The sequence below is a fragment of the Pedobacter sp. 05L430 genome, assembly GCF_056397585.1.
On sequence record NZ_JBFTNT010000602.1, the window covers coordinates 1 to 660 of the forward strand.

Genomic DNA, 660 nt, shown 5'->3' on the forward strand with positions numbered 1-660 from the left:
CTATTATTGGTTTTGGCACTTATTTCAAAAACGTAATCACCTGGTTCTAACGAAGAAAACTCAAGTCTCCTGTTTTTTGTCTCGGTCCAGTTGGCATCAGATTTTAAACGATAGCGGTAAACAATATTTCTATTTTGAAAATCAATGGCGCTATAATAAAATGAAATGTTATTGTCAGATGGGTCAAGCGTATGACTAGTCTCATTTAGCCCAAGCTTCATCTTATTATTAATTATAGATGATATAAATACTTTAGGGGGCTCATTTATGGTTTTAACCTTATTGATTGAAAAATAGACCAGGCCGCTGTTAGTTGCGAAATATGCATAACTGTTATCAATATACAATGAGTTAACATCATCTTTAAGCAAAGCATTGGTAAATTCAAAAGTTTCTACAAGCGTCTTTTGATTATTTAATGAAACCTTGTTAATGCCATTATTGGTAATTATCCATACATCATTACCCTTTATGAATAGCTTTTTACAAATATTATCTGCAAGTCCATCTCTTTGGGTAATTATCTTTATCACTTTTCTGTTTTTGATAAAAATAATTCCATATCCATCAGTAGCAAGTACTATAGTACCATCGCTCAATTCCTTTATGTCATTAATTCTTCGGGTTAAAAGGCTGCTCTTTTCATAATAACTGTATAAT

The 660-nt window shown here is 31.4% G+C and carries 1 protein-coding gene; it reads right to left on the minus strand.

Going from position 1 to position 660, the window contains the following annotated elements; genetic code table 11:
- The coding region (locus AC1DG9_RS27560) for a triple tyrosine motif-containing protein (protein WP_477635764.1) at window positions 1–660 on the minus strand (660 nt) is incomplete at both ends.